Raw genomic sequence first — 22,719 nt, 5'->3', positions numbered from 1 at the left:
CGCGTATCCCGATACGGGAACGATCGCATACGAATTTCCGCTTGGAATGTCCGGTAACGGGGACTCCCGGAACTATCTACTTACTCCGCCCGCGGAGGTTCAATAGTCGGCTCAGGGGTGAACTTCAACGCTTTTTCCTGCGAAGAGGCTTTCAGTCGCTGACCTCTTCTCCCTGCGCAGATGTAGAATGCGTCTACTCTCCCCTTCTTCGCCTTTCACATGACATCTATGCTGTATCGGCTCATATGCGGTCCGATAGCTTTCTGACACATATATGGTAGCTTAACATGCTTAAATATAGTGTAGCAGATTTGCGTTAGAAAGTCTAGCTGAAAGCGAGTTTTAATATTGAAGCAAATCCTGTAGCTCCTTTTCGCTCTGCTTGCTAAGCGGAATCATGGTTTCCTGCGCGTCGTCGAGTAGCAGTGTATAACTGTTTCTGGTATACTGGATGACCGCTTTGATTCTTTGCAGATTGACCAGATAGGCACGGTGTGCCTTAAAGAAACCGCGTTTCTGGAGCCGTGCTTCCAGCTCTTGCAGAGTCAGGTTGGTGACTGCTTCATCACGCTCTGTTCGCAGTATGATTTTTCCATCGCGGCTGGTTGCGTAGAGAATTTCGGCTGGATCAAAAAGCATGATGCGATCCTCTTTTCTGCCCGGCACCTTATATGGAACCTCGCGCCGTGCTGGTTTCTCTTCGTCCGAGTGTGCCGCTTCTTTGGTCGAGGGCTGTTTCTCTCCGGTGTGGCGCACCTCAATAATCTTCCCGTCCTCGATTTCGGCAATATGAGTACAGAACCGACCGGACCATGAAAGATCTTCGCAGGTCAGGAGAATGGCTACTCCGTTTCGCGCTTGTTGTTCGAGTAAGCGTGCAAAAAGAGTTGTAGTATCCAGGTCAGCGCGTAAGATGGGGAGATCAAGCAGAATAACCTGTGGCTGTCCCATTAATGTACGGGCAAAGGCCAGCCGTCTCTGTGCTGAGGGTGAGAGTTTTGAGATAGGTGTATGGACCTGATCGCTCAGACCGACAAGTGAGAGTGCCTGATGTACACTGGTGGCTGGCAGGCCACGGATCTCGCGGTACAGATTGAGATTTGCCTGTGCCGAGAGGCGCTCATAGAGCAGGTCTTCCTCGAAAAGAACATTGATGTGTTTGCATATATTTGGCTTGAGATGAATATCTGTGCCGTTCAGGGTGATATGGCCACCGCTTGGCAGAAGGAGCCCCGCCAGAATTTTAATCAGCACAGTTTTCGCGCTTCCAGGAGGCCCAACCAGCGCCCATATCTCGCCCGCTTGAATGGTTAGCTCTTCTATAGAGAGAGCGCTGCGTCCCTCTATTTGTTTTTCGAGTCGGTGTATCTGTAGCATACAGTCCTCTGCACTCAAGAGATTTGCTTTATTGTAGCATAGAAAACAGAGCCGGAATAAGCCTTCTCTTTCTGGAAAGAAATACCTCTATTTTCTTCAGAAACCGGTATTGCTGGTTCGCTGTTGACCTCTTTCTCCGCTCCATTCAGCCATTTCTTTGTTTTTTTGAGCACTGAGAGGCTCCTGTTAGCCTGTTTTTTACTCCATTCAGCGGAAATATATAGCGCGGTCCTGTTAAGACCAGGTACAGTTGTCACAGGACGTTGGAGAGGGGAAAAAAGGAAAACGACAGACACTAGTGAAGGAGTGAAACGATGAGCGAATTGATGATAGAAGCTTTTGAATTGAGCAGAACTTTTGGGGCAAAGGAGGCGGTGAAAGGGATTAACTTTAGCGTGCGTCGTGGTGAGATTTTTGGCTTTCTGGGTCATAATGGTGCGGGCAAGACTACAACAATTCGGATGTTAACCGGACAGATTGATCCAACCGGAGGGCGGGCGCAAGTCGCTGGCTATGATGTGGTTCGGCAGAACAGGGAACTGAAGCAACATATCGGCGTTGTCTTTGAAGATCCTAATCTGTACGAGCGACTCTCTGCGCGCAGGAACCTTGAGTTCGCCTGTTGGCTGTATGATGTGCCGGTCAGCCGGGTTGATGAGGTTCTGGAACTGGTGAAGCTACGCGATCGGGCGAAAGAGCCTCTCCGTACCTTTTCAAACGGCATGCGGCAGCGCGTGATGATTGCTCGGGCCCTGCTCCATCGGCCAGAGGTGCTCTTTCTGGATGAGCCAAGCCGTGGCCTGGATCCGATTACGGCTCGTGATTTGCGGCGTACCATTGCCCGCTTGAGCCAGGAAGGGATGACGATTCTGTTGACGACACACATGATGGAGGAGGCTGACCAGCTCTGTCATCGAGTCGCCTTTATTGCGAATGGGCAACTGGTTGCCAATGATACGCCCCGTAATCTGAAGCTGCAACATGGTGAGCGTACAATGACGGTCACGCTGTCAGAAGCTGGCTCGCTGGTAGAGAAGCTCATTCATATGGATCAGCCTGCCGAGCAAGCCGTGCTGATGCAATGGATGGCGGAGGGGAAAGTGCTGGCGGTTCATTCAAATGAAGCGACGCTGGAAGATGTCTTTGTGAAGATCGCCGGAACTCGTCTGGCATAGTGCATATATTGATAGAAATCTGGATGTGGAGCAAAAAACATGAGAGCACGTGTTATTCTGGCTATTCTGCGAAAAGATCTGATTGATACTATTGCCAACAAAATGACATTGTTTGGTCTTCTTGCACCGATTTTTATGGTGATTCTGTTCGCTGTGTTTTCTGGCCTGTTAAGCAATGCTGATAAGCCAACACATATACTGGTGTACAATCCGTCGCAATCCGCTCTTGAACAGGTGATCAGCAAGACCTATGAGAAGACAAAAGTCACTAAGGTAGATACGGCTGAGGCGGTGCAGACGGCATTTGGACCAAATGGCAGCAAAAAAGAATCTGAATATGCTCTTGGCCTTATCATTCCAGAGGACTTTGATGCGCTATTACGGAAAGGCGCACATCCTGATCTCGGGCTCTACATCAATGGCAGCGAGATTCCGCAGGGAGCAGCCGCAAAGACCACATTGATGAGCGTGGTGAATAGCTACGCGTCCTCCCTGTCTAACCCGGTACCGGTGCGATTTTCCGTCGTCACGATCAATCCGCCAGATGCTCATCAGCTCTCACTGACTCAGCAGATGAATGGCTTTTATGGCGGAATCGCGCTGTTGATGTCGTTCTTAACGGGTATGACCATTGTGCCCAATCTACTGGTTGAGGAAAAGGAGAAAAAGACCCTGCGGATGCTGATGGTTTCTCCTGCGTCCTTTGCGGATATTCTTATTGCAAAGTTGTTGTTCGCGCTGATCTACCAGCTCATCATGACGGTTGTTGTTCTGATCGCAATGAAGGGCCTTTCCGGCAATATCCCGATGCTTGGCGTCTTCGTCGTGCTTGGGGCCTGTTTCTCGCTATCGATGGGTTTGCTGGCTGGCTGTATCTTTCAGACGGCAACCTCTCTAGGTGGCTTTACCGGAGTGATGACGATGCTGTTTCTCTTCCCTGCGATGCTGGCTTCAGATTTCATGTCCGTTCTTTTGCAGGGAAGCCCACTGACCTATGTTGCGCGGGCAGTTCCTACCTACTACCTGGCGGATGGCTTCTCACGAGCGGTACAGAATGCAGGCTGGAATGGTACTGTGCTTCTGGATATGGCTGTGATTGCTGCATGTGCGGTCGTGCTGCTGGTACTTGCCACTTTGATACTCAAGAGGCAAGCAAAAAGTGCGGCACAGTTCTAACTGCTTTAACAGGGAGTGTCTATCAAGTGCGCTCCCTGTTTGCTTTACGTGACAAGTGATTCTATGGTACAGTTTTAGCTGATCAGAGCATTCAGGAGAGGTTGATCTGGTGAATATTCGAGCTGTACTTGCGATTGCCCGCAAAGATCTTCTGGATAGTGTTGTCAATAAGTCTAGCGCCTTAACGCTTGTCTTGCCGTTGGTAATAGCGGCTTTTTTTGTGCTGGCTGCGAATCTAATAGGGACACGAAATGTTGCTGTTTTGCTCTATCAGAAGCATAGTGATGCGCGTATAGAGCAACTCTTTGGGGAGATATTCCCCGGTGTCAAAGTGACACAAGCGCTTTCTGCTACTGAGGTTTCGCAGCGTGTTGAGGACGAGAGCGAGCCATATACCGTCGGGATTGTGATTCCGGATGATCTTGAACAGCAGCTTCAAAAGGGCAAGGAGCCGCATGTACAGTTGTATCTCAGGGGAATCGAGTCAGAGAAGAGCACTCAGGCCGAGATTCAAGCCGTTTTGAGAAGGTATATTGCGGAGTTGCGGCATGATCAGCCTATCCATATAGAACTGATGGTGAAGCCCTCCTCAACCTTTCTTTCTGAAAGACCGTGGGATATATTGAAAAAGACCTTTGCGGTTGCTGGTTGTCTGGTCGCGAATCAATATTCGCTGTCGATAGCGGCTACTATATTTGTTGAGGAGAAAGAGAAAAAGATCCTGCGTCTGTTGTTGCTTGCACCTTCATCCTTTGCCACTGTGATTCAGGCGCGGGCTCTGGTTGCGTTTCTCTATCAGATGGCCGCCTCATTGATAGTGCTTGCCCTGTTGACGGGCTTCTCGGGCCTGGTTCCGATGCAGTTGCTCTTCATCGTGCTGTTCACGCTCTTTTCGCTTAGCCTCGGTTTTATCTGTGTCTGTGTGTGTCATACCGGGAGCGCCCTTGGTGGCGTTGCTGGTATCCTCTGGCTCCTAACCTTTTTCCCGGCATTTCTGGGCATTTTCCTGGGGATTGGCTGGTTCCCGGAGGGCTTTCTGATGAACCTGCTCAAGCTCTTCCCGACGTATTATTTTGCGGATGGACTGTATCTTGCTTTTATCAATGTGCATATGGTGAGCGCGATATGGGCAGATCTGCTGGTGTTCGGCATCTGGACAGTGGCCTCAATGGTGGTGGCATATTGGCTGCTGAGGCGTCAGGAGCGAGCTGCAATGGCAATCTAGCCTTCTTCATCTCTTTTCTTTTTGTTGGTTTTTTCTGAAAAGGGGGGTTGACGAGCTCAAAACATATCTGTTATAATAAAGCCGTCCGAAAGAATCGGGGTGTGGCGCAGCCCGGTAGCGCACTTCAATGGGGTTGAAGTGGTCGGAGGTTCAAATCCTCTCACCCCGACTAATCAAAAGGCGTAAGGCGTTTTCCTGAATCCGCTTTACGCCTTCTTTCATTGTAGCAGCTAAAACCCTGACTCAGCAGAAAACCTCAGATGAGAGCAAAACTGAGAGCAAAACTGCTTTATCCTTGCTTCTCGCTATCATTATCAGTATTGCCGAATACATCTTCCCATGTATCAACCACTGCCTGCTGCATTGACGGGAGTAGGTGACCGTATACGCCCAGGGTAACAGAAATGTCGCTATGCCCTAACAACTCCTGGATCACCTTCACATTCACTCCCATACATAACAAAATTGTTGCTGCACTATGCCTAAGGTCATGGAAGTGAATAGCAGGTAATCCGGCCTCTTTCAGAAGTTTTCTAAACTGCTCACCCATATGGTTAGGATGAAGATAACCGCCATGACGATTAGGAAATACCAGATCATTATCTTTCCATTCTTTTGTCAGACGTTTCATCTCTAACTGTTGAAACTGGTGCTGCTTTAACATCTTGAAAAGAAACGCGGGCAAGCTAACCCACCGTTTGCCTGCTGCTGTTTTTGGTTTGCCAACCACATAACCATATCCTGCGATATAATCAACTGAGTGCGATACTAACAACCGGCAACGCTCAAAATCAATATCTGACCAACGTAGCGCTAACAGCTCACCTCGACGCATACCAGTAACTACAGCCATAGCTAGCAAGACTTCCAGGCGATGACCACGCACATGTTTTACTAATATACGTGCCTGCTCCACTGAAAGAGGTACTGCTTCACGACTTACAATTGTGGGTGGATCAACTACCTCACATACGTTCCGTGACACCAATCCCCAACGTAAGGCATTCTTCAATGCCAGACGCAGAACTCCATGTATCTCATGAACGGTTTTTGATGAAAGACCATTGGCAAGCTGCTTTTGTAAAAAGTCTTGTACCTGCTCGGGGGTAAGTTTTTGTAACCAAACATTGCCGAGACCATCAACTATATACTTGATCTTCTTCTTGTAATTCACATAGGTACCAACGCGGACTTTACTCTTATGCACATTTTCTAGCCAGTCTACCAGATATTCCCCGAGCTTTCGTTGTGTTCCAGTGGCTAAGGTACCCTGCTCTAACTCTCTTAAAGCTTCATTCTTTTTCTTAACCGCATCTTGTTTCTTCTCAAAGTAAAACTTTTTCCGCTTACCAGGACTAATTGAGATAGCCGCAACCCAACGGTTACGGCTTGCATCAAAGTAAACTGAGCCTTCATTATGCCCACGACGCTTTTTTTCTGCCATGAAAACCCCCTAAACAAGCACTTGCTCATGTCCATTTAACCAAGCATTAAGGGCTTCAAACTTCACTCTTCTTACCCCTCTTACCTTGATCGAAGGCATACCTGCGCGATAAATGTAGTTGTAAACTGTTTGACGGCAAACACCAAGGTAGTTGGCTACTTCAGCAATAGACATTAAGCGCTGTTGAGCAGCTAAAACCTTCTCTTGCTTTTTCATGCGTACATCCCCTTATGCAGTAAAAGCTATATTACTATTTGAGCCTGTTCCACTGACATCAAAATTTGACTGGAAACACCCAAATCGCCGAAATTTGAGACTTCATCCGGATAAGAGTAGCATGTTTTTTATAATTAAAAAAGCTCTACACGCCTGTATCTACCGCGTAGAGCTTTAAACTTACACTAACTCTAATAAACTACTCTCGATATTCTTTTTCTTTCAAAAGTCTCTCTGCAACCTTAGATTGACGTAATTGATGTTCTGCTCTCTCCAAGTTTTCAAATGCTAAACGCATTGCGTTATTATCCATCATCTTCCAACACATTTCTGGATCATCCTCTAAAAGACAAAAATCATTTTCATGATCACAATCATCATGAACAGTGTAGTCCAACTCAAGTGGTATATATGGCAAAACCTCAAAACTATTATCTTTTGGATTGTGTCTCAGCTCACATGCAATCTTTTTCTCTCCATCAAGAATAGCGAGAAAGTAGGATGTTGGTCCTCCAACTCGTCTTTCAACATTCCAGATGGATGCAGTTGGATCAGAATAATTCTTCATTGTTTTCTCCTTTCAAGCTTCATGATAAAGCAACTGCTTCTTCGCGCGAACTTCCTGGAAGTCCACACCGTCATTTTCCCACTTCTGCATAACCTGTTGATACAGCTTATGAAAGATCACTGAAGCATCATCATCATCTGTTACACTGTCATCCCAAGCTGCATACGTGGTTATATAACCTGCAATTGCAGCTTCAGCTCGCTTCAAATTTGCCTCCCGTTTACGTTTTCGCTGTATCGCTGCAATATCATCACTCTTACGCCAATGTCGAGTAAAGGCTTCCTGAACAGCTATTTTCCACGGATCAGCAGTTTTCCATCGCCATTTATTGCGATCATTAACATTGGGTGCAACCATACGTAACCAACCTTCCGTACTACCTGGACTTCCGACGCAATAAGCCCAGATGGAAGGAACCTTGTTAAGCGCATCATAAATATCTCCTATGCGCGCTTCCTGGACTAACATTTCACGAAGAGCTTCACGTTCTACTCGACACTCAACACGCCACACTTTCTCTTCACCGTCCCAACCTCCATTTTTCCACAGATCATAAAACCAACGTTTCCCAGGAGAATGCAGCTCAATCTCTGCACACTTATCATAAATTGTTGCACTAATCGCGTTACCGTGCCTGCTAAAGCGAATAGTCTCAAGTTGATGTCCGTTGTACATTGCCTCATTCAACCGATTGATCTCACTTGTTTTTCTTGCCCGTGAAACAAACACTTTTCGATAGTTCTGAGACGACAACGGAAGCCCTACAACATCAGCAGCTAGGTGCAATTCTGAAGGCTGAAGATACAACATTTCTTGAAACATGAGAGTCAAAAACACTTCCGTTTCAGCAACCGCAATATCTGGACCAGCACGCCACAGATATTCACTAGAAAACCTCACTCTCGCTAATGAACCTGTATTCAAACGCGATCCAATCAACAAGTCAATATCGCCATTCTTCAACAAGTACATCCATGTCGCAGAACCTCTAGGGTACATTAAAAGCGTTTTTCCTTCATGCGTCCAGGCAGTTGGAACAGGCTCATTCTTGTTTAAAGCCTGCTGTTGCCATACTTGCAAAGCTTCAATAATCTCTCCCTTTATTTCTTGTGACTGTATCGGTTTACGATTTTCGTCCGCCTGTTTGACATTCACAATCACTGTATCCAGGCCAGCTAACAGTGAGGCCGCTCTACAAGCCATTTCTACACCTCTTCTTTGTAGGTCAAGGGGCGCGTGTTACTAGGACGCGCCCCTTCAATGGTTTTAACGCTTTCACGAAAACACAACACGAAGAGCCAAAGGCAATAACAGAAAAAAGGCAACAAAAGCAATTGATTGGAACCAGTCAGACATAATCTTCTCCTTGCTCTTCAAATAAATCTGAAATCTTCCTTCCATGTTGGCGAATATCACCTAACATGTTAGTATAGTGAGGTTTTCCTGTAAAACAATACAAATCCGTTGCAAGGACTTTCGAGGGAAGGGCAACTATATCAAGAGCTATCCAAGACTCCTCTTCCCATAAAGTAGGTTCTTTGACATTGTCAGGATCAATCACGGTGATTCTTCGTGAAGGAGGCGACTCAATAATGTGAGCAACACGCCATGAGGGAATCTGCCCGTCAACATAATCGCGTATATAAACACATGCTGGAACTAGATCTCCTACTTTTAACTTTGAAAGTACATCATAAATGGCAGTGGCTTCCGATAGGGGCTTTACTACTCTCATAGTTTTCTCCTGCAAAACAAAAAGAGCCTTCGCACGAGAAAGGCTCTTTCAGCTCCACACGTGAATATTTCTGTACTTCTTCGTGTTAAAACGGAAACTCCTCACTATTCCCATACAAAATGGTTTCCAACACTGCTCGAATCTCTTCAATAAGTTTTATCTCTCCTTTTGAAAGAGTACTTACATGTTGCAACCAACTAAGAACATCAAGCAATTTGGTTACGCAAAAGCCATTCTTTTGTTCAAAATTCTCGAAAGTAGTTTTCTCCGCATCTTGCTTGATTCTATCTAACACATCTCTTAGGCATTCAATCGAAAAATCGCGTTTCATTTTCTCTGTTCTTTTTACCTTCATACTTCCTCTCCTTTTGCTTTACTTTCAGTGAACCGCTTTACATAATTGTCGAATACTTCCAAAGCTTCCTGTTAACCAATTTTTTCGTGTTCGCTTTTTCTGGGTTCCCATTTCTTCGCCTCCAAAAGAAAACCCTTCTAGCTCACGCTGAGAAGGGCATACACGGATCGAACATCACTTGCGTTTGGTATCACTTAACCAATAACAGGTTAAACAAATCACTAATGCTTCCAGGAACACAACCACAACAGAGAGCACGATAGAATGTTCTGCAAGCCGAATAGCCAATGATCCTGTCGCGATCACATCTATCAGAACAGCGCAACTTCGGAAGGCCCGTAGATGTTCTCCTGATTTTGCTTGCTTGTGTTTTACACGCCAACACTCATAGCCTGTATATTTCAATTCCAGCTCTTTCTGAAAAAGGTACTCCTTAACTTGATCTAACACCGCTTCACTATGGCGAACATATCGTGCCAAGCAGGCTACAAGTAAGGGCAAAACTCCAACAATGTAAGCAATTGAACCCGACTGGACACTTGCCAAACCAAAGGCTCCAACAAGAGCAATAAGCAAAGACCATACCTGTAAGCGACCGTTTAGCTTGTCTCGCTTCTCGGACTGTGCTGCTTCATAGTCCATTTCTGCAAGCCGTTCCAATTTCATCATTTTCCCCTGCTATTGTTGGGATCGCTTCAACTTTACGCTGATACAAAACAATAGAAGAAACGCGAAGGCTCCAATTGCATATACAATGCCAAGTACATCTGTTGTAAAACTAAAGCTATACCAAGACATACCAGCGAAACCACAAGAGATAAGAAAGAGGACCAGATTCCTCATCATTTCCATTTCCTTTCTTCCTAAAGAACCACTTCAATGAACTTCTTTATGTTCCTGATGCTGACACGCCCAACCTCCAAAATCAGGCCGTCCTCCATGTTCCCAACAATACTCGTCATTCTCTTGAAAATCTGCCGTCATGTTGATCTGCTCTATACTCGAAGCAACTCCTTGCCAAAGCAAGACTAGATTGTTCGCTGCCTCAAGAGTCAAAACTTGATCATTCTCGGCATTTTCTTCACGCTTATTCTGCTCTTCACTATGATTAGTTGCGTTCATGATTGTATCCTTCCTGTATGCGTTTCCACATCTCTCTCGCACTTAGGCCATACCAGTGGCATAGAAAGTCAAACACGTTGCCTCCTTGCTGCCAAGTATAGCAATACCAACAGGAACCGCCTTCTTTTTTCGGCTTATAAACTTTAAACGACGGCTTCCTATCTGCATGCTTATGGTGCTCATGAAATGGACATCTCCCGATACCTTGATCATTTAGGCGGACGTAACGTCCAATAACTTCAAAGGGATTTTGAGCATTGCACCATGAGCGAATATCTGTATACGGACCAAGAGTTGTTGCAGTGGAAGAGGCTAACGATTTTGTTTGGTTTCTGGTACTGCACAGCCTCTTGTCAAACTGCAATGCAACCAGAGAACAGCGCCTGGACTCAGGTACCGCAACCCGTTGAAATTGAAAGAGCAGGTGAAGTTGTTGCAGCACATCATAGACAGAAGGCGAGATTATTTCAGCTTGATCATCCTGGAAGGCATAACTCATACCTGATAACTGATGCACGCCTAGAGGCATACGAATTAGACTGCCATAGCCGCAACCTTCATTTTGCTTTGGGTAGAACTCAACTCCATCAGGACAGTAAGGAAGCAATACATCACGTGCCTGAGACGCGTAAATGGGTTCTTTCCAGAAAACCCACAAATGCGCACCCCGACGCGATTGCTCCATGTAAGCAGGAATTCCATCTCTCTTAAGCTGATTGCGTAGACGTTGCATTTCAGCAAAGCCATTTTGTCGATCATCATCAAACACGGAAAAGCGAACTTTTCCCTGCTCATCCTGGACGTACATACCCAGAGTGTGAAACCGTTGCAAATGACGATTTATATCAAGCAACTGCAATGGGCGCCCAGCACGCCGATAACTTCCATCAGCCTGCTGGAGCGCAAAGTCAGAGGTTCGAGAAACAAAAAGCTTGCAGTATACTTGAAGAAGGTGAAGAGGAATGTGAAGCTTACTACTGTTTTTCACCATGCCCTTTTCTCCTAAGTGCCTCTTATGTAGCGATAAGAGGCACCATCTTTCTTCTAGAAGGGGTAGTCACTCGGTTCTTTCAGAGATGAGGAAAACGGGTGAGGCTCAGCCTCATAGTTTGCCGAAGTCGTGTTTGTCTTCGGTTTTTCCAAAAGCTGTGCGGTAGTTGCAATCACGTCCGTAGAAACACGATTTATCCCATTCTTATCGGTATAGCTTCTTTGTACCAACCTACCTTGCACGAATACTGGAGCCCCTTTATAAAGAGTCTGTGACAATCGCTCCGCCAACGCTTCCCAAACTGTTACATTCAACCACATCGCGGGTTGATCCTTGCCTTGATCTACAGCTATAGAGAACCGTAAGACGGCCTTTCCGTTAGGTGTATATGACATTTCAGGATCGCGCCCAAGTCGACCAGCGAATTGACATTGATTCCACAACATAAAGCATTTCTCCTTTCATCTAACGAAGAGTAACTAACTGTTTTTTGACGTGCGAAGCATGATATAAAGCCTCGAAAATTCGTGAATCTGTCGCTGTTGAAGCGAACTGTTTCCAGGAGACGTAACCTTCCTGAACACACGGTAAAGCAGGAAATCCCAGTGTATCCCCAAGGTTGATTAACTTCGCGCGTTCCAAGCAGTGTCCACACCAGTGATTCCCTCGAACATCATTATTTCCTTGTAAGAACGCCACTTGCTCAGTTCTCATGATCTCCAACGCAAGTATCGCTCCATGATGTCGATGTAAACTCGACATGCGTTCTTCGTACATCGAGCGATACCGCCTACCTGGCAGGATGCTATCTGCAAAGACGCGTCTATCGTAGGGATTCAACCAAGGTGGAAGAAACATATCTCGGCATTGAGTTCCCGTACAGGGAACAAGTGTTATCCCCAATTTGTTGGCTAGAATAATGTCAGCACCCCGAAGGATGCTGACGTCAGGGAATAAGTACTGAGCCTCCAACCTCTTTTGCAATTCATCTGGAAGAGACATTTATTCCTCCAATCCAGGCAGGAAGAGGAAGCTGACGCGTTCGAGTTAATGAACTACAACAAGAGCAAAGTGTTGATGAGGCTTGCTCAGGAAAAGGAGTTTCTGGGTTTCGTTGATACCAACACCCTACACATACAACCTGGATCACTGGCATTTGAGCCTGCTGAGCATGTTTCAGGTATTCGTTCCATTGATCCTCAGTCATCTCACGTCCCCCTTCTGCCACAGTGCAATATCACTCAACACATCCTGCGCGTACTGCTGAGGATCACACCCATCGCTAACCGGACAATACACGGGTAAGATTGCCGATAACGTACGGGCACCTTTTGCTATATACTCTTTTTCTATGAGCTTATACCAATCAATGACACCATCCGCCCAAGTCGGATAGCTTCTAAACTCTCCAAAACAGGTATAGCCGGGAGTGCATTTTATATTCCCTATGCTATGAGTTTGAGTGGCTACACCTGCCTTTCCATATCCACTTTCTTTATGGAAAAAGCCAAGTGCATAAGCTGGATCAATACCGCGTTTCACTCCTTCTCTGTACATAGTTTCACCAACGCCAATAGCAGGTGATCCAGCAGCCGCAAGAACTCTATCAATCTGTTCCGCAGAAATTGTTGGAGGCCTTACCAAGTTATCGGACAGAGAAGGACCAGAAGGTGCTTTTGTGGAAGGAACAATAGATCCTATCGTTTTCGCAAACACAGTCGGTCCAAGTACCAACCAAACAACAACAACTCCTACAATAAGCGCAACAACAATCCAAAGGCTAAGCACCACTCCTTTAGATCTCTCAGAATGGTCATAACCTCTTTCGCTTAACCAACAAACAAAAACAATTCCTCCAAGTATTGCACCAACAGCCAACATAAACGGGCTAGGAGTAAAACCTAACATGTGAGAGTCCTTTCATAAGAACGCCCCACATGCTATAATGAGCATGTAGGGCAACTAAACGGTTGACCACAGCAAGTGGGGTCTCTGGAATGGCTTCTAAACGTTTCTCAGAGAATCCCGCTTTACTTTTTGCGTTCCAGCCAATGCCAGAATGCTAAAAAACCAAAACTCAAAATGACTAACACAACAGTTACTATCAGTTCCATCAGTTCCGTACTAATCACTGCAATACTCATGCGTTTCCCCCTTTTTCTTGAGACTGATCATATCCAATACCCGCACATAGCACTTGCTCAAGCGTTGACCTTTTGACGCGATAAGAAGTCCTTTCATTCACATGAGGTAAAGTCACAGCTTCTAGAGCTCCAATCTTAATCCAGCGTCGAACAGTGGTATCATCTACACGAAAAATCTTCGCAACCTCTTGGACCGTCAATAAATCACTCATTAAACTTCCTTCCTTTCTTGACTAGCAGTCACCTGTAACTCGAAACATCGACAAATTGCCCAGATCAGCCCGATTGAAGCAGTAGCTGACAACACACTTCCAATAGCAACCAGCAGAATATAAACAATGATCAGCATTTTACTCCCCTTTCGAGCAAGTGTGGCGAGAAAAAACCCATATGCCAAAGTTAAAAGCATACGGGTTTTGTTCTCGCTGTTGTTCTTTTGTGTTTCTTGACCTTTTAAATTGCTCAGAGTTTCAATGGCCGTCCAGGACGTCGATGCCGTAGGCGTTTCACTTCTGCTTCCAAGCCGAAACGCGTTCGTTCTGGAAGCCTCATCAAACGGTCAATAGCCTCTTTTCGACCAACAATTAAAGCCCCAACAAAAACACAATGACCATAATGTCCACGCCTTAAGCGATCAAACTTATCTGGATTATCAGGAAGCCGAAAATCTTTTGCAGGTGGAAGCGACTGTTCAAAACGTGTTTTATAGGGCTCATACCATTCCAGGCTATCCATAGCCAGAACAGGTACAGAAATGCAACTATCATGCGTACCGACAATTGCCGCTTCCATTCCATGCTGATAGGTGTTCAGATTGTATCTGTACCAATCAGAAGATCGCGCTAAAATGACGCACCACAGCTCACGCCGATGTTTCTCTGAATACACACGAATACTTCTTCCAGTGCTTGAGGCAGTTCCCGGGAGAATACGCACACCGACTTGCCGCTGTTGATGCTGTATAGCGCGTTGAGTATCTTCAAAACTGTACTTGCAGTAACGGCGTTTCATCGATCTGCTATCTCCCTTTTCCTACTTACTCAAAACTGGCTTCATAAGGATTGTCTGGTTCACTTCCCTGAGAAGAAACGTTACGCTTTACCTGCGCCATTCCTGCATTGAACACTACGTCAAACACCTCACGCTGTTGTGTCCGTAAGGCTTCAAGTTCTTTTCTTTGACTTTCTACAATTTGCTGGTACTGTCGAGCATTGTCAATAATCGAGCGCGCATTCTGGTTCGCCTGCAAAAGCGCTGAAACGTTATTCGCTCTTGCCGTAATCGCAGCAGCCTTCTGCTCTACTGTTTTCTTCTTCCGATGTAAAAAACCACTACAAGCCCAATCAGCAATAGCACATAAGGCAACACGTAGAATAATGGCAAGGTATACCAACCAAGGCATTGAGGCTAAAATCTCTTTCGCGCCTTGAGCAACAGCATTCTCACCACTTATTGCCTGATCACCACCTAACGACTGAATCACTAAAGCGGAAGCCAATTGTGCAACCCCACACCCTAGACTCATCAGCAACCACACCCAGAATTGGGCTCTATAGGCTTTTTCCCTTCCAGCAGCTTTGCTGAAGTTCATAGAATAGACCATTGCAACACGCAAAGCTTCCAACCCATAGCCAATAAAGTACATGATCGCTATAAACGGTTCCCAACTGAAGTAGTGGAAGCCCGTCATAAACAATCCGTCTTCATAGCCTAAGACAACAAAAAAGATGAGAGGTAAAAGAACACGCACAAAAGCGATCCAGGTGTATTCTGCGTGTTCTTCAAAAGTGTACTTTTCACTATCCAACTCATCAACTTCCTGCAACATTCGATCAAAACTCTGATTCAAGCGATCATCAAGAGACAAGGGAATCTCTGCCCTTGGAGGCTCTTCCTTTGGAGCAGGAAAACGACGTGCTTGGTTGCGCTTACTCCACTGGCTCAAACCATTTTCGACACGTCGCCATTGAGAACCGATAAAATCTCGGAACCCGTCGATCCTTCTCCCCATTTCCTTTGACTCCTTTCACTGAAAAACGGAACGAAAATCGTGAGGAAAATCGAGCGGAAAAATTTAAATGTTTATTAGCGTACACATTCCGTACAAAAATTTTGCGGCTTTTTAAGCACAATTTAGGGGGTTACTGCGACGCAACAGCAATGCCACTGCGACGAAAACCCCCAAAGAAAACGAGTGCGAACTTATGCAGATTTTTGAGAGGGATTCTGCGTTGCACCTGAAGAAACAGTCTTTTTCTTCCGCAGTGAATTGCGTTGTGCAGTCACAATCCCTTTGCTTTCTGCCTTCAAAGAGCTGCTATCAACTCGAACGCGAATTTTAGGAAGGCGCGTATTGAGCACCCGTAGAACCTGATTATAGGTAGTCAGCAAGTATTCGTCGGAAACGCCCTTCTGGACAAGTTCGAGTACATTCTTACGCAACTGTTCAATGTTCCCCAACTGCTCTGGTGTAATCATTAGAAACCTTCTCCTTTTCAATAAGTAACTCAACAGTCAGCCTGAACCGCTCAGGCTCATGCCTACTGACCATGACATGCATGATCAGTAGAGCATCAACCTAGCAACTCTTAACTAAACCTGCGCTACTTGCTTGAAGAACTAGCAGATGATCGAGGTTTGAGACGCATCTTACGGCACTTCTTACAAATCTGCCTATTGCCTTTATCTTCCCACTCGTGTTGACAGAACATATTGCCATTCTCCTTCCTTGTCGCTAAATCTACATACTACTTCCGGAAAAATCTGAGTATGGACGCTCTTTTTTTGCTCCAGTTCCTCTAACTTTTTCATATGCCCTTGCATTCTCCGAAGAGCCGCCCATCTCTCGCATTCCTCACAAAGACCATTTTCACACATATGCCTTTCACAGAAATGTTTACCGCATGACTTACACTTTCTACTGGCTACAGTTCCTTCTTCGCACATAAACGTATTGCTCAAACTACACATTTGCATTCTGTAACTCCTTTCATCTGGCTGAAAACAACATCCTAGAACCGCTCAGGTTCATGTCTACTCACCCCGTTGCTAGAACGAGATGAGCAGCACATCAACCTAGCGATCCCTGTAAATCTCCTTTCTGTACACCTCCATATCTTCTACAGTCTCCACCTAGAAGCGATCCATCGACCTAATCACCTTTTTCGCCTATAAGCGCTTACTTCGCCTTCACACCTATAGGCGCTAGATGAAACCCGTCTGCCTGATGGAACGGACATGACTTCCATCAGGGTATGTGCATCCCGGCTCCCCTTCCATATAGCTTTATCCCTACTTATGAGCCGTAACACGCGCACGGTTTCCCGTTTCGATCCTCTTCACACGCCTTTCCTTCCAAGGATCACACGCTATTCAGTTGTTAAGGTGCATATGGTTGATAACTTTGATAACTTTAAGAACTTTACAAGAGAAATATACACGGAAAGATCGCGCATTGTCAAGAGGTTACCAATTATTGCTAACTTTTGAAAGTTGAAATATAATGGAGCCAGCGATAGAAAGCCTTTCAACCACACATGGGAGAGTTTTTATGCCACCAAAGAGATCACCGCTTTACAGTGATTTTTACACCGCTGCTCAGGTTAAAAAAATATTGGGGATCACCGATGGAATGCTTTATAATTACGTCAACAACGGCACTCTTGAGCGAGTTATTCCACCTGGACGCAAGCAGGGTGTCTACCGAAAGAAAGATGTTGACATGTTAGCCGCAGAACTTCAGGCATTCATCATTCAGAGAAAGAATAAGTCCACAAAGTTCGCTCGCGTTACTACTGAAGAGGAAATGAGGGAATGTCAGGAGATAAGTCAAGAACTCTTCGGAGTTGGAAGAGACACTGTCAAAGAACGAATGAAAATACTTTCCAAGAACCCTGATACTTATCATATGCTAATTGATGAAGACTTGCAGCAAATCGTAGGATACGTCGCCATGATACCTCTAAAAACAGGGAAACTTGCCGAAGTACTTTCCCAACAAATACCCGTTAGGATTAATCCTGATGATATCCTGGACACAACACAATCAGATCAAGCTCCACAAAAAATAGACCTTTACTTGCACGCAATGGGAGTCAAGCCGGGTTTTAACCTGACAGATAAAAGATTATATGGATCAAGATTGATAAGTGGACTTGTAAACATTATTATCGAAATGGGCAAAAAAGGTATAGAGATAGAAACAATTGCTGCACGTAGTAACATGCCTGACGGGGTACGGCTTATGAAACACGCAGGCTTCACTGAGATCGAGCCTTTAACACCAGAGAGAAGAACTTTCATCATAGATGTAAAAACATCAGGTATACCTTTCATACTCCAATATAAGCGAGCGCTTGCTGAGGGTAAGAGCTAAGTTCTCATAACCAAAGCATAAAAAGCCAGTGAATAGCTTGTTAAGCTATGATTATGATCCGCTCAACAAAGCAAAATAAGGCAATTTCTCAATAAACCTAGCCCTTGCAAGGATATTTGTTGGTATCCTTATAAGGGCTTTTTCATTGGCTCTGACACCTTCTCTAATGGAAGCAAATGAGAGCAAAACTGAGAGCAAAACCATTGGACACAAAATGAAATTATTAGACAAAATTAGACAGAATAGTCCTACCCCTACGCTCTAAATCTGCTGGAACAGAAACTAAGACCGTCACCAAAAGCTCTGTAGGTAGTTCAAATCCTCTCACCCCGACTTTTAAGAAGCGGTGATCAGTCACCGCTTCTTTTTTTTGTCTCGTTTCGCTTGCGTGCTGTCACGAAGCAAGTTCCTGGTGTCAGCATTTCATGTTTGCGAATCTGCTCCATTCCCGCTCTTTCCAGCCAGTATCGGACATCTGAAAATGGATGACAGGTGCCACCGATGATGGTCACAGAGAGCTGCATCAGTTGGGTGGTTAGGGCAGAGAGGCGTGAGCGTTGCCGCTGGTCTGGGAGCTGATCGACCAGGATCAGGAGCCCGCCCGGGCGGAGAGTATGAGCCACCTTGTGAAGTACCGCCTGGTTGTCCTCGGGTTGAAGCAGATGGGCGATGTTAAAGTAGAGCGCCACATCAAAGGGTTCTGAAAAGTGCTCAGGAAAATCATCGCTCACAATATCACAGCACATAAACTGAATTCGCTGTTCCAGCCCCAGACGCTGTACCGTGTGTGTGCCTGCCTCAACCCCGGCTTCAAGGTCGATCACGGTTGCATGCAGCCCGGCATAGGCGCGGCAAAAAAGCGCGCTGTACGCTGCATGAGAGCCGCCAACATCAAGCAGACGGGTGGCAGGTTGTGGCAGAGGGACCCGCCGGAGAATCTCCGGGCCGATCATTGAGGCAAGCGCGGCCAGCCCGGCATAGTGGCGCTCAAGAAGCTGTCGGCTCTCAGCAGTTGTGCTACTCTCTTCATACGGCGTTTTCATCGCTGCCTGGTTGGTGTGGATAATCTCATCGAGATGGGCCCAGATATTCGCCAGATCGGGTCCATGAAGAATATATGGTATGAGATTCTGTCGGGAGCTTGAGACAAGCCAGCGCTGGCTTATGCGTGTGTTGTAATATCTCCCCTTGTGCTGGCGCAAATAGCCGGAAGAGACAAGCAGTTGAAGTAGATAGAGCAGTCCTTGAGGATGACACTGAAGCCTATCGGCGAGCTCCGACACCGTCTGTCCTCGGGTTCGCAAGCTATCGAAAAGCTCAAGCTTGCAGGCTGTATAGAGCGCTGTTGAGATTCCGGCAGAGAGTGGAACGTCAAAAAGCGGTGTGGGCAGCAAGTTCAAACGGGCGAGCAGATATTCCAGGGCTGTAAAGCGTAGCGGCATAAGCAACCTCCTTTCAGAAAAGGACTCCAGCTAACCAACCCCCTCCTAGAAGCAGCGTAATACAGACCACAAAGAGGAAGTAGGGACGGCGGGTTGTTTTGCGATTCAGCAAGCGCTGTGGCCTGAAAAGAAGCGCGAGCAGGCCAATGCCGAACAGACCCGGGAGAAAGGTCGCCAGGAGAATGAGCAAATTTGCAGGCACCAGATGTGTGAAAGTGAGAAGGGCGATTATAACCACTCCGCCAAGAAGCAGAAGAGGGATAGCGATCGCGCATCCGCGAACGCCTAGTACAACCGCCAGGGTTCGTGCATTCCCGGCTCGATCCTCCTCGATGTCCGGGAGCGAATTCGCGAGATTGAGAGCGATGCCAAAGAGCGCCCCGAGTGGGATCAGCCAGCCAATAAAAGGCGGGAAGCGATCCATGCCGACAAAAGCATAGACCGGGATTAGAGGCATTGCCAGTGCAAAGACGATACCGCTGAGGGGTGTTGATTTCAGCCCGAGGTTGTAGCCCTGGCCCAGACAGAGGTAGATCAAGGAGAGAAGCCCAGCAAGGCGATTGAGCGGCCACAAGAGGAATGCCATGACGACAATTAAAAAGAGCCCCACGATCAGCGCCTCCCGGGGACGAACCAGCCCTTGAACCAGGGGCTTCTTTTTGTCACTTCGGGCGTCAAGCTCACGGTCACAGTAGTCATTGAGAATAGCGATAGAAAGCTGCATTGCCAGATGGGCGGCTACGACCAGCACAAAACGCGGCCAGGAGACTTGAGGCCAGGCGGCGAGCAAGGCAAAGAGCGCAATTGCGATGGTATGAAACAGGACAGGGACAGGATGGCAGAGCTGGTAGAAGCCGGCCACTACCTCGTGAAGATGGCGTTGATTAGCTGTCCGCATGATGAAACCCTCAGAGGTGGCTGTCCTCCGGTCAAAAGCGGATTACCAGACCGGGAGACGATCCAGTACAGCTTTAAACCAGATGGTACGTACTTCACTACCTGCTAATAGAAGGGTAATCCAGATGCCGATAAGGGTGCCGAAAACCCAGAAGGAAAGCATTAAAATGTTACTATTCATGCCCATCAGCATGCTCCAGATAGTCATCAGAAGCTGTGAGAGAATGTCATGTCCGTTCCCAATAGGGAGCATAGAGCGTAGCGAGGGCTCGCTTGCCATTACGCCAATGGTGGCAACGGAGGCTAGAATGATTGCAACCAGCAGCTCTGGAAACGATGGGCGGAACAGTTTCTCTGCTTCCTGTTGCAAGGTCTGCCGGCGGCGAGCTTCCTCTGCTTGCCGGGTCCTGAGTGCGATGCGCTGCATAATATTGTGGGTCAGGTCCGCCGGCTCTTGAACCAGATCGAAGCTCTGAATGGCCCGACTGATGCATTCAAGCTGCCGTAATTCCTGCTGACAACGAGAACAAGAAGAGAGATGTTTTTCCAGCTCTCGCATCTTGTTGAGAGGTAAATGTTGATCAATATAGAGTTGGATGTATCGAGAAGCTCTAGAGCAATGCATTCTTTAACCTCGTGATTTCCATTCCTGCTCAAATGCCTGTAGGCGCTCTTTCAACAGATTCCGTGCTCTGAACAGATGCGTCTTGATTGTGCCAATGGGCATAGTCAATATTTCGGCCATCTCTTCATAGGTCATTTCTTGAAGGTGACGGAGAATCAACACAATGCGGTATTTCGCGGGAAGATTAGAAAGCTGCTCGTGAACAAGATGTTGATAAGCCGAGGCCTCTATTGCTGCATTAGAGGGCTCATCGCCCTGAGCTTTTTCCAGAATTTGTTCTTCCTGTATTGCAGCCTGTAGCGCTTTTTCTCGTTTACGTAGTTCTAGTTGTTTCAGACAACAGTTATAAGCAATGCGATAGAGCCAGGTTGAGAACTGGGCGTCTCCTCGAAAGGAAGATAGGCCCTGCCAGGCAGCAAGAAATGTTTCTTGCGTGACCTCGTTCGCTTCTTCATATTGTTGAAGCATGCGAAAGACAAGGTTGAATACTCGCCGTTGATGTCGCTGCACCAGTTGGGCAAATGCATCCTGGTCGCCTGCCTGGCTTGCGGCAACCAGCTTCGCATCGTCCAGTTGTTCTGTAGTCGCAGCGCCAACATGGGGGAGCGATATTCCTAAACTGTGTGATGGCTGCAATGAGAATTCCTTCATAGCACTGTAATTAGAGGCCAGTAACGAGAAAAAAGTTTCACCAAATTCGCGAAACTTCTTTCTTCTATAAGCTATCTTACCATACGTCAAGGCTTTGCAACAAAGAGGAGTGCCTGATGTCGCTGAATGTACTTGTTGTTTTATTGGGGTGGTTATTCGCGCTGGCGATCTTCCTGGGATTTATTATTCTCCTGCGCTATCTGCATCACCGGGAACGAATGGAACTGATTCGGCATGGTTTCAGTCCGGATATTATGCGGCGCCTGCGCAGGAGCCGGGGAATTTTGCGTGCCGGTTTGATTACCTGTATGGTGGGGATAGCCTTGATGGCAGGTCTGTATCCGATTGGCTTCTTTTTACCAGATACCTTCCCTCAGGCTCCCCTCCATCTGGGGCCCTGGCTGCTACCCGGTTTGATCCCCTTTGCTGTGGGATTGGCTCTGATTGGCAGTTACTATTTAGAACATAGTCATGCGTTTGATGATGAACAGAAAGCATCGAAAGATGTTTCTGCGTCAAACCGAAACGGTGAAGGAAACGTGGTACCGTTTGATCACCGCGATGGAACACGCAAAGAATCCCTTTGAGCACCATGCATGAGACGTATTGAAAGAGGAGATGCGCGTTCTGCGGCCCTTCTTCACCCGGCTGAAGGGAAATTTTCCCAATTTTGTAAACAGGGCCAAAAAAGTATTGACAAGACTATGGAGTAGTGATATTATTCCACTTGCGCCGGACGGGAAAGCCGAAAGGCGCGGGGATGCGAAAGCTTCAAGCGATCATTAACAACTGAAGAGTGGTAAGGAACCAATTGCACAACAAGTTTCCGTCTTGCAAGGATAAGCTTGCCAACAGAACTTGACTGTAAAATCTCTGAGTGAGATTTTCATAATAAAGCTTTGAATGGCGAGTTTGATCCTGGCTCAGGACGAACGCTGGCGGCGTGCCTAACACATGCAAGTCGAACGCCCTTCCCTCGTGGAAGGGAGTGGCGGACGGGTGAGTAACACGTGGGTACCTACCCCGAAGTGAGGAATACCGGCGAGAAATCGCCGACAATACCGCATACGCTCCTGCGGGAGCAAAGCTCGTAAGGGCGCTTTGGGATGGGCCTGCGGCCGATTAGCTAGCTGGTGAGGTAACGGCTTACCAGGGCGACGATCGGTAGCTGGTCTGAGAGGACGATCAGCCACACTGGGAT

26 protein-coding genes, 1 tRNA gene, 1 rRNA gene and 1 other annotated feature (1 of these 29 only partly in view) are annotated in these 22,719 nt (G+C 46.8%); of the genes, 7 read left to right on the top strand and 21 right to left on the bottom strand.

All coding sequences use genetic code 11. The features are described 5' to 3' along the window. Positions 1 to 218, bottom strand: a binding site (T-box leader) (it extends 53 nt beyond the left edge of the window). Positions 219 to 342: 124 nt separating this feature from the next. Both EI42_RS23755 and EI42_RS32775 read right to left on the bottom strand, forming a co-directional pair. After that, positions 343 to 1,377 carry an ATP-binding cassette domain-containing protein gene (locus EI42_RS23755; protein ID WP_111325136.1) on the bottom strand — a complete coding sequence of 345 codons (1,035 nt, stop codon included), beginning with the start codon at positions 1,375 to 1,377 and terminating at the stop codon, positions 343 to 345. A gap of 14 nt (positions 1,378 to 1,391) precedes the next feature. Beyond that, entirely contained in the window at positions 1,392 to 1,550 is a 159-nt protein-coding gene (locus EI42_RS32775; protein WP_170142862.1) for a hypothetical protein, read from the bottom strand. Positions 1,551 to 1,691: 141 nt separating this feature from the next. On the opposite strand from EI42_RS32775, the gene EI42_RS23750 reads away from it, so the two are divergent. The 4 genes from EI42_RS23750 to EI42_RS23735 all read left to right on the top strand — a co-directional run bounded on the left by EI42_RS23750 (position 1,692) and on the right by EI42_RS23735 (position 5,122). Then, positions 1,692 to 2,552: an ABC transporter ATP-binding protein gene (locus tag EI42_RS23750; RefSeq protein WP_111325135.1), complete on the top strand. Its 861-nt coding sequence runs from the start codon at positions 1,692 to 1,694 to the stop codon at positions 2,550 to 2,552. A gap of 39 nt (positions 2,553 to 2,591) precedes the next feature. Continuing rightward, positions 2,592 to 3,728, top strand: a complete 1,137-nt coding sequence (locus EI42_RS23745; protein WP_111325134.1) for an ABC transporter permease — start codon at positions 2,592 to 2,594, stop codon at positions 3,726 to 3,728. 109 nt (positions 3,729 to 3,837) lie between these two features. Next, positions 3,838 to 4,953, top strand: coding sequence for an ABC transporter permease (locus EI42_RS23740; RefSeq protein WP_170142861.1), 1,116 nt, complete (start codon positions 3,838 to 3,840; stop codon positions 4,951 to 4,953). 95 nt (positions 4,954 to 5,048) lie between these two features. Beyond that, a tRNA-Pro gene (locus tag EI42_RS23735) sits at positions 5,049 to 5,122 on the top strand. Positions 5,123 to 5,242: 120 nt separating this feature from the next. Here EI42_RS23735 and EI42_RS23730 read toward each other — a convergent pair. The 15 genes from EI42_RS23730 to EI42_RS23650 all read right to left on the bottom strand — a co-directional run bounded on the left by EI42_RS23730 (position 5,243) and on the right by EI42_RS23650 (position 16,006). Then, positions 5,243 to 6,397 carry a site-specific integrase gene (locus tag EI42_RS23730; RefSeq protein ID WP_111325132.1) on the bottom strand — a complete coding sequence of 385 codons (1,155 nt, stop codon included), beginning with the start codon at positions 6,395 to 6,397 and terminating at the stop codon, positions 5,243 to 5,245. Positions 6,398 to 6,406: 9 nt separating this feature from the next. After that, entirely contained in the window at positions 6,407 to 6,613 is a 207-nt protein-coding gene (locus EI42_RS23725; RefSeq protein ID WP_111325131.1) for a helix-turn-helix domain-containing protein, read from the bottom strand. A 199-nt stretch (positions 6,614 to 6,812) separates the two neighbouring features. After that, positions 6,813 to 7,181: a hypothetical protein gene (locus tag EI42_RS23720; RefSeq protein ID WP_111325130.1), complete on the bottom strand. Its 369-nt coding sequence runs from the start codon at positions 7,179 to 7,181 to the stop codon at positions 6,813 to 6,815. A 12-nt stretch (positions 7,182 to 7,193) separates the two neighbouring features. Continuing rightward, complete coding sequence (locus tag EI42_RS23715; protein WP_111325129.1) at positions 7,194 to 8,384, bottom strand: hypothetical protein; 1,191 nt, start codon at positions 8,382 to 8,384, stop codon at positions 7,194 to 7,196. Between the two features lie 145 nt (positions 8,385 to 8,529). Further along, the gene (locus tag EI42_RS23710; protein ID WP_111325128.1) at positions 8,530 to 8,916 is read right to left on the bottom strand and encodes a hypothetical protein; all 387 of its coding nucleotides are present in this window, start codon (positions 8,914 to 8,916) and stop codon (positions 8,530 to 8,532) included. Positions 8,917 to 9,001: 85 nt separating this feature from the next. Further along, a complete protein-coding gene (locus EI42_RS23705; protein WP_111325127.1) occupies positions 9,002 to 9,271 on the bottom strand; it encodes a hypothetical protein in 270 nt (89 codons plus the stop codon). Between the two features lie 174 nt (positions 9,272 to 9,445). Then, entirely contained in the window at positions 9,446 to 9,940 is a 495-nt protein-coding gene (locus EI42_RS23700; RefSeq protein ID WP_137686175.1) for a hypothetical protein, read from the bottom strand. A gap of 207 nt (positions 9,941 to 10,147) precedes the next feature. Continuing rightward, positions 10,148 to 10,393: a hypothetical protein gene (locus EI42_RS23695; RefSeq protein WP_111325125.1), complete on the bottom strand. Its 246-nt coding sequence runs from the start codon at positions 10,391 to 10,393 to the stop codon at positions 10,148 to 10,150. Further along, positions 10,380 to 11,384, bottom strand: coding sequence for a TOTE conflict system archaeo-eukaryotic primase domain-containing protein (locus tag EI42_RS23690; protein WP_111325124.1), 1,005 nt, complete (start codon positions 11,382 to 11,384; stop codon positions 10,380 to 10,382). Before EI42_RS23690 ends, EI42_RS23695 begins: the two co-directional genes overlap by 14 nt. Before the next feature lie 53 nt (positions 11,385 to 11,437). After that, entirely contained in the window at positions 11,438 to 11,830 is a 393-nt protein-coding gene (locus tag EI42_RS23685) for a single-stranded DNA-binding protein (RefSeq protein ID WP_111325123.1), read from the bottom strand. Between the two features lie 757 nt (positions 11,831 to 12,587). Next, on the bottom strand, positions 12,588 to 13,292 hold the full coding sequence (locus EI42_RS23675) for a glucosaminidase domain-containing protein (RefSeq protein ID WP_111325121.1): 705 nt from the start codon (positions 13,290 to 13,292) through the stop codon (positions 12,588 to 12,590). A 232-nt stretch (positions 13,293 to 13,524) separates the two neighbouring features. Next, positions 13,525 to 13,740 (bottom strand): helix-turn-helix domain-containing protein, encoded by a 216-nt coding sequence (locus EI42_RS23670; protein WP_111325120.1) that lies wholly within the window; start codon positions 13,738 to 13,740, stop codon positions 13,525 to 13,527. 250 nt (positions 13,741 to 13,990) lie between these two features. Then, positions 13,991 to 14,539: a hypothetical protein gene (locus tag EI42_RS23660; protein ID WP_111325118.1), complete on the bottom strand. Its 549-nt coding sequence runs from the start codon at positions 14,537 to 14,539 to the stop codon at positions 13,991 to 13,993. A 25-nt stretch (positions 14,540 to 14,564) separates the two neighbouring features. After that, complete coding sequence (locus tag EI42_RS23655) at positions 14,565 to 15,539, bottom strand: ABC transporter permease (RefSeq protein ID WP_111325117.1); 975 nt, start codon at positions 15,537 to 15,539, stop codon at positions 14,565 to 14,567. A gap of 191 nt (positions 15,540 to 15,730) precedes the next feature. Beyond that, complete coding sequence (locus EI42_RS23650; RefSeq protein ID WP_111325116.1) at positions 15,731 to 16,006, bottom strand: hypothetical protein; 276 nt, start codon at positions 16,004 to 16,006, stop codon at positions 15,731 to 15,733. 1,024 nt (positions 16,007 to 17,030) lie between these two features. Here EI42_RS23650 and EI42_RS23640 point away from each other — a divergent pair. Beyond that, entirely contained in the window at positions 17,031 to 17,903 is an 873-nt protein-coding gene (locus EI42_RS23640) for a helix-turn-helix domain-containing protein (RefSeq protein WP_246046345.1), read from the top strand. A 350-nt stretch (positions 17,904 to 18,253) separates the two neighbouring features. On the opposite strand, the gene EI42_RS23635 is transcribed toward EI42_RS23640, so the two are convergent. Genes EI42_RS23635 through EI42_RS23620 form a run of 4 tightly spaced genes read right to left on the bottom strand, consistent with a single transcriptional unit; the run spans position 18,254 to position 21,503 of the window. Beyond that, positions 18,254 to 19,345, bottom strand: a complete 1,092-nt coding sequence (locus EI42_RS23635; protein ID WP_111325113.1) for a class I SAM-dependent methyltransferase — start codon at positions 19,343 to 19,345, stop codon at positions 18,254 to 18,256. Between the two features lie 13 nt (positions 19,346 to 19,358). Beyond that, positions 19,359 to 20,243, bottom strand: coding sequence for a UbiA family prenyltransferase (locus tag EI42_RS23630; RefSeq protein ID WP_111325112.1), 885 nt, complete (start codon positions 20,241 to 20,243; stop codon positions 19,359 to 19,361). A 42-nt stretch (positions 20,244 to 20,285) separates the two neighbouring features. Beyond that, complete coding sequence (locus EI42_RS23625; protein WP_111325111.1) at positions 20,286 to 20,867, bottom strand: anti-sigma factor family protein; 582 nt, start codon at positions 20,865 to 20,867, stop codon at positions 20,286 to 20,288. A 3-nt stretch (positions 20,868 to 20,870) separates the two neighbouring features. Further along, positions 20,871 to 21,503 (bottom strand): RNA polymerase sigma factor, encoded by a 633-nt coding sequence (locus EI42_RS23620; RefSeq protein WP_170142860.1) that lies wholly within the window; start codon positions 21,501 to 21,503, stop codon positions 20,871 to 20,873. 131 nt (positions 21,504 to 21,634) lie between these two features. Here EI42_RS23620 and EI42_RS23615 point away from each other — a divergent pair, with 131 nt between their 5' ends. Beyond that, positions 21,635 to 22,105 carry a DUF6249 domain-containing protein gene (locus EI42_RS23615; protein WP_111325109.1) on the top strand — a complete coding sequence of 157 codons (471 nt, stop codon included), beginning with the start codon at positions 21,635 to 21,637 and terminating at the stop codon, positions 22,103 to 22,105. A gap of 313 nt (positions 22,106 to 22,418) precedes the next feature. Next, positions 22,419 to 22,719 (top strand): 16S ribosomal RNA (locus EI42_RS23610); the annotation flags it as partial.

This window comes from Thermosporothrix hazakensis (assembly GCF_003253565.1).
In the GTDB taxonomy this organism is placed as follows: domain Bacteria; phylum Chloroflexota; class Ktedonobacteria; order Ktedonobacterales; family Ktedonobacteraceae; genus Thermosporothrix; species Thermosporothrix hazakensis.
The sequence above is the reverse complement of the archived record's forward strand: the minus strand, read 5'-3'. Positions and strand labels throughout refer to the sequence as shown.